General features: G+C 38.3%; 5 protein-coding genes. 1 reads left to right on the top strand and 4 read right to left on the bottom strand.

Annotated elements, in window-relative coordinates:
- Positions 1 to 468: 468 nt before the first annotated feature.
- The 4 genes from idi to PR795_RS13785 all read right to left on the bottom strand — a co-directional run bounded on the left by idi (position 469) and on the right by PR795_RS13785 (position 4,618).
- A complete protein-coding gene (gene idi / locus PR795_RS13800) occupies positions 469 to 990 on the bottom strand; it encodes an isopentenyl-diphosphate Delta-isomerase (protein WP_006662853.1) in 522 nt (173 codons plus the stop codon).
- A 177-nt stretch (positions 991 to 1,167) separates the two neighbouring features.
- Complete coding sequence (narL, locus tag PR795_RS13795; protein WP_006662852.1) at positions 1,168 to 1,806, bottom strand: two-component system response regulator NarL; 639 nt, start codon at positions 1,804 to 1,806, stop codon at positions 1,168 to 1,170.
- 38 nt (positions 1,807 to 1,844) lie between these two features.
- Entirely contained in the window at positions 1,845 to 3,623 is a 1,779-nt protein-coding gene (gene narX, locus PR795_RS13790) for a nitrate/nitrite two-component system sensor histidine kinase NarX (RefSeq protein ID WP_006662851.1), read from the bottom strand.
- 74 nt (positions 3,624 to 3,697) lie between these two features.
- Complete coding sequence (locus tag PR795_RS13785; RefSeq protein ID WP_006662850.1) at positions 3,698 to 4,618, bottom strand: DUF808 domain-containing protein; 921 nt, start codon at positions 4,616 to 4,618, stop codon at positions 3,698 to 3,700.
- A 210-nt stretch (positions 4,619 to 4,828) separates the two neighbouring features.
- Here PR795_RS13785 and PR795_RS13780 point away from each other — a divergent pair, with 210 nt between their 5' ends.
- On the top strand, positions 4,829 to 5,815 hold the full coding sequence (locus tag PR795_RS13780; protein WP_006657080.1) for a glycosyltransferase: 987 nt from the start codon (positions 4,829 to 4,831) through the stop codon (positions 5,813 to 5,815).
- Positions 5,816 to 6,000: the final 185 nt, after the last annotated feature.

The raw sequence follows: 6,000 nt of genomic DNA, 5'->3' as shown, positions 1-6,000 counted from the left end.
GCCACGACGCCCTATTTAGTGTGACACTCCAGAGAAATTTAGAATATGGTGCTTGTGCTGAACGGGGAGATGAAAAATGCTAAGCTTCGTTAATACCGATTTATTTGGATGGCACAGCCTAGATTGGCTTGATTGATTCGCTCGAAATGATGTTTGGGACAGTCAGCATCACAATGAAACACTGCCTATTAGCACCGCTTTCCTTTCACACAACAAAAAGTATCCGATCACAACCTAAGTGTTCATATAGCTCCCATATTTCACGTAGCCCGGAAGTGCGAGTATAGAATATTGAGGGAGAGTTTTAAGGAGGTTGGAAAATGAAGGCAGATGACAGTATTTTATGCTGATGAAAAATTCTAGACTTTCTCTACTTACCAAAGATAAGTATCTTTAAAATCAATATGATATAAATAAATTACTGTTCAACGCCAAAATTTATCTATGATGATTTGATGCTAATGAGTATCAAGAATAGAAATTTAATAGTGGGTATTTTTCCCAAATTTTTTTAAACCATGGTGTAAATTTTTCAGGATGAATACGGATTTCTTTGTCTAGAACGTCTAGGCTAACCCATCGAATAGCGCTGACCTCATCAGGATTTGGTATGACTAGTGCATCATAGTAACCTACAAATAAATGGTCATACTCATGTTCAATTAACCCGCCATAGACATCTGCTTTATAAATAAACTCACCAACATGTTTTAATTCGGTTGAGAAACCGAGTTCATCATTTAAGCGACGCAACGCCGCATCGTGGGTCTCTTCTTGTGGTCTTGGATGACTACAGCAGGAATTCGCCCATTGCCCTGCAGAATGGTATTTATGGAGAGCGCGTTGTTGAATGAGTAATTCGTTCTTATGGTTAAAAATAAAGATAGAGAATGCACGGTGTAAGCAGCCACGCTGATGAGCCAGCAATTTTGGCATTGTCCCAATTGGCGTATCTTGTTGATTCACTAAAATAAGCAGTTCTTCTATCATTTGGTTCATCTATCTAAGTAAGGGGCATAAGCAAGTGTATTATAACTGGAAAGAAAGGACTTGTAGATTAGAGCTATCGAGATTTGAGCGGATTAGCCATAAATAGTAGAGAGGACATTCATAGCTAAGTGAATGGCTCATTTAGCTATGAATGAAGTGAATATATTGAAAAATATATTATTTTTGTTGAAGAACCCAAACAGCGGCTTCAACTCTAGATTTTAGATTTAACTTTTTAAGTAAATGTTTTACATGTACTTTTACAGTACTTTCTGCGATATCTAAATTACGGGCGATCATTTTATTTGAGAGTCCCTGTGCAATAAGTTCTAAAATATCGGATTCTCTTGGTGTTAATGCAATGGCATCACTTTCGTTTTGAGACTGATTTTCTCTTAATGATTCAGCAAGAACGGAAGTCAGTGTTGGGCTAACGACCATTTTTCCACTCGCGGCTTCTTTGAGGGCAATGATAAGCTCTTCTGGTTCCATATCTTTCAGTAAATAGCCATCAGCGCCTCTTTTTAGGGCACTGATTAGGTCATCGCTGTAATTGGAGACTGTAAAAAGAATAATTCGACCTGAAAGTTCGCGCTTTCTCAATTCATCAAGTGTCTCAAAACCATTCATACCTGGCATATTGAGATCTAGCAGGATCAGGTCAGGATCTTGCTCTTCTGCAATTTGAATTCCTGTTTTGCCATCTCCAGCTTCTCCAATAACTTGAAGTGAAGGCTCTAAGCTAATCAGCTGTTTTACGCCATTTCTGAGCATTGGGTGATCATCAATAAGAAGGATTGTTGATTTTTCAGTCATTATATTTTTAGTCTCCATGAATGATTTGATCCGGTGTTTTAAATGTCAGATAAAGGGAATGTGACTTTCACTTCTGTTCCCCCTTCGGCTCGTTGAGTAATGTAACACTCGCCATTTAGGCTGAGTGCCCTTTCTCTCATAATAATTAAGCCATAATGGTTAAGTTTATTTGGGTTATCGTCGATACCACTGCCATTATCATCGATCGTAATGGTGACAGTGCCTCTATTTTGGCTTAATGAAACTTTAGCCCACGTTGCATTCGCATGCTTTAAAATATTACTTAGGGCCTCTCGAATTATTTGTATGATGTGGATAGATTGATGGGGTGAGATACTTTTTGCTGGGATCTCATAGTTAAGCTGAATGTTGAATCCTATTCGCCCGCTGAATTCTCCTAAGGTGCTTTTTAATGAAGGTAATAAGCCCGATTCAGTGAGCTTCAAGCGGAATGTTGTCAGCAATTCACGCAGCTGACTGTATGCGGTATTAATTTCTGTGCGCATTTCATTGAGTAAATGCAGTGTAGTTTCAGGTAGCGGCTCTGGTTGCATTTGGAGATAGCTTATTTGCATTTTTAAGCATGAGAGGGATTGTGCAATTGAGTCATGAAGCTCTCTAGCAATAGCCGCTCGTTCATCCATGATCAACAATTGTTGCTGTTGCTCTATCTGTTGTTCCATGGTGAGCATGCCAGAAATTTGTTTAGCGAGCATTAGAACTAGTTTATTTTTTTCGTCAGAAAAAAGTTGATTTTGTTTAATTTCACCGATAATCACACCATATCGATGCATATTATCTGACAGATCCCACTGCAATGTTTGGGAGTCTTCCGCCAGATTATCCTTGGATAAATGCGATTTAGTTGAAGCCAGTTTTTCGTCGTTGATGTCTAAATTGGCAGAAGCATACGAAATTTCATGAAAATACTGCTCGTTGCTATCTTCATATAATTTGAGGCGTAAATTTTCTAACTGCGTAATATTCTTTAGCTCAGTGAGGACTTTTTGTAACCTCAAATAGAGTGTTTCCGATGAATGTAATATTTGATTTGATTGATAGAGATATGACAAAACACGATTCTTAGCGAGAAGATCGGCAGTTTTTTCTGCGACACGTTCTTCAAGTTGATGGTAGCTTTGGGCTAATTCATCAGACATATGATTAAGGGTTTCACCAAGGGCATTAAGTTCATCTTGTCTATTGTTTTTCATGGGAAAACGCTGTGTGAAGTCTTTACGCCCAATCGCATTAACCATGGAGAGAAGCTTCATCCATGGGTAGTAAATTTTTCGTCTTAAATGCCAGATTGTCCCCATGAGTAGCAGGAAAACTAAACTAATAAAAATAAGTTGGGTCATGGCAACATAAGCGATTTTCTTCTCAGTAATATCATCAATATTGTGGACCAATTCATTGAGCATATTAACGAAAGTAATGACTTCATAGCGTGCATCATCCGGTGATGACGCGCGAGTGAGGGCGGGTCTTAACGTATTGAGCCAAAACGCATGGATTTTATCAAATTCAGGAGTAAGGTTTTCAATTTTAACGACTTGAGTTAGTTCAGGGCTGAGTAAGTCTTTTTCTAAGGCATCAAGATAATTTTGGTTATGTTCATTGATAGGTGTTAAAGAGAGTAAGCGATAACTTTGCATACGCAAGGAACCGGATGTATTAATAGCATGGGCATTGCCTTGTGCACTGATGATCATGCGATTGGAAATCGTCATACCGATGATCCCTAAAACCGCGATAAGCAGCATTAACCCGATAACTTGGTTGATAATCGAAAATCGTCGATAAAGTGTCGGCATTTTCTCTTTTTCCTGAAACAAAATAGACTGACTATTACCATAATGTATTTAAGGATATTAGTCAGTTTTTAGCGTTAATTTGTTTGTTTAAAACGAGCAACAAAGTTTATAACAAAAACAATAAGTAAACCGATTACTAGACCAAAGATTAAATTGAGGATAGAGGGTGCTAAAAATTGAAGTGTATTCCCGATGATGTGAATACCGCCTATCTTTCCTGCTATGTTTTCTATCCATGAGTGTAAATAGGTAATCCCGTGCGTGAGTATGCCGCCGCCAACCATAAACATAGCAGCAGTACCGACAACAGATAATGTTTTCATTAAATAGGGTGTTACATAGATTAATCCGTTACCGAGTTTACGGAGCAGAAAGGCAGTTTTTTTCTGTAGAAAGAATCCCAAGTCATCGAGTTTAACAATACCAGCAACTAACCCATAAACCCCGATAGTCATGACAATGGCAATAATCGATAACACGACAAGTTGGTTCAGGATTGTTGTTGAAGAGACAATACCTAGGGTAATTGCGATAATTTCTGCGGATAAAACAAAGTCTGTACGGATTGCCCCTTTAATTTTTTGTTTTTCAAATGCCGCTATTTCATGTTCTAAAAGCTGAGCTTTGTGTACGGTTTCTGCCGGTGAAGTCTCATGTTTTTGAAGAAACTTATGAGCAAGTTTTTCAGCACCTTCAAAACAGAGATAAGCGCCTCCAAGCATTAATAATGGAGTCACTGCCCACGGTATAAAAGCGCTGATCAATAATGCGAGTGGAACCAATATGAGTTTATTGATAAAAGAGCCTTTTGCGACCGCCCAGACGACTGGAAGTTCTCTGTCAGCTCGAACCCCGGTGACTTGTTGTGCATTTAAGGCGAGATCATCACCTAAAACACCGGATGTTTTTTTCGCTGCCATTTTTGTCATTACTGACACATCATCTAAAACGGCGGCAATATCATCTAATAAGGTAAGTAAGCTACTTCCAGCCACAGGAGGATCCTTTTGTTATTGTGAGGTATCATTAATGTTCCTTAGGTAAAGGAAGTAAAAATTAGTTCACAGCTATTTGATAATTTGAGTAATAATAAGGATAAGTGAAGTCATTTCTATCATAATAGTATTGATTTAATTATGAAATTTCTCATGAAACACAAAAATATATTTTGTTATCATCATTTCCAATGAGTGTAAGGTTAACCCATGTCTTTTCAACCAGTATTAAGTATTGTTGTCGCGGTTTATAACGGCGAAAAGTTTTTACCCCATTTTTTTGACAGCTTAATTGCCCAAAAGTTAGAGAATTGGGAATTGATCATTGTGAATGATGGTTCGAAAGATGATAGCGAGTCAGTGATTCGCCAATACGAAGATAAGTTTGAAAATATCAAGGTGCTCGCTCAGGAAAATCAAGGTGTTTCAGTCGCACGTAATACAGGAATGGCAGTAGCAACAGGGCAATATATCACTTTCCCAGATATTGATGATGAGATTGATGCGAGGATGTATGGTCGCCTACTGGAGATTGCACTTGCCGGTGACTTAGACGTTGCGACCTGCAATGGTACTTACGTGTACACCAATGGGGATGCGCCAAAGGCTATTTTTCCACCAAATAAAGTTCCTTCTACTGGTGTGATCACGGGCCCTCAATGGTTACAAATTGGTTTGAGTTCCCGTAAATTTCTCCATGTAACTTGGTTGAATCTGTATCGCTTGTCATTAATTCGAGAACACAATTTTACCTTTGAACCTAGATTGCACCATCAAGATATTCCTTGGACTACCGAGATGCTGCTCGTTGCTAAACGAGTGCAGTTTATCAATGAACAATATTATGAATATCTGATTCATAACCAATCCGTTTCTCACTCTTTAACCGGAGATGAGCGCTCCGTACGTAAGATCAATACCTACCTGAAGATCTTGGATATGCTGATGGATATCTATAAACGTCATCCTGAGGAAGTGAAGCAAGCACCTGCTTGTTTATGGCAGGTGGGGAAAGAAGGTTTAGGCGTTGTTTTAGCGCTATTAGCGATTAAATCACCTGAAACGCAGAAGCAGATGGTTCAACTGTTTTTTGATAAAGGTTACTGGGATATTGTTTGGAAGCATGCCACAACACTGAAATTAAAATGGCGTTTGATCCGTCGTTACAGCAAATTGAAGGCCATTATCAATAAATAGTTCTCTAGCAGCCTTTCGGGGCTGCTCTCTTTTATTTCTCTTGTACTTTCCTCGATCCTTCAACTTATTAAATAATTGATAAAATACTATTAATATCTATAGTATATATTGTGATTTAATTAACATATTAATAACAAAAAAATTGAGCTTCCTCTCAGAATATGGTCTTTATAGGGTCATAGTTC

This window comes from Providencia sp. PROV209, assembly GCF_028479485.1.
Classification (GTDB): domain Bacteria; phylum Pseudomonadota; class Gammaproteobacteria; order Enterobacterales; family Enterobacteriaceae; genus Providencia; species Providencia alcalifaciens.
Note: the sequence above shows the minus strand (reverse complement) of the source record. Positions and strands in the feature narration are given on the sequence as shown.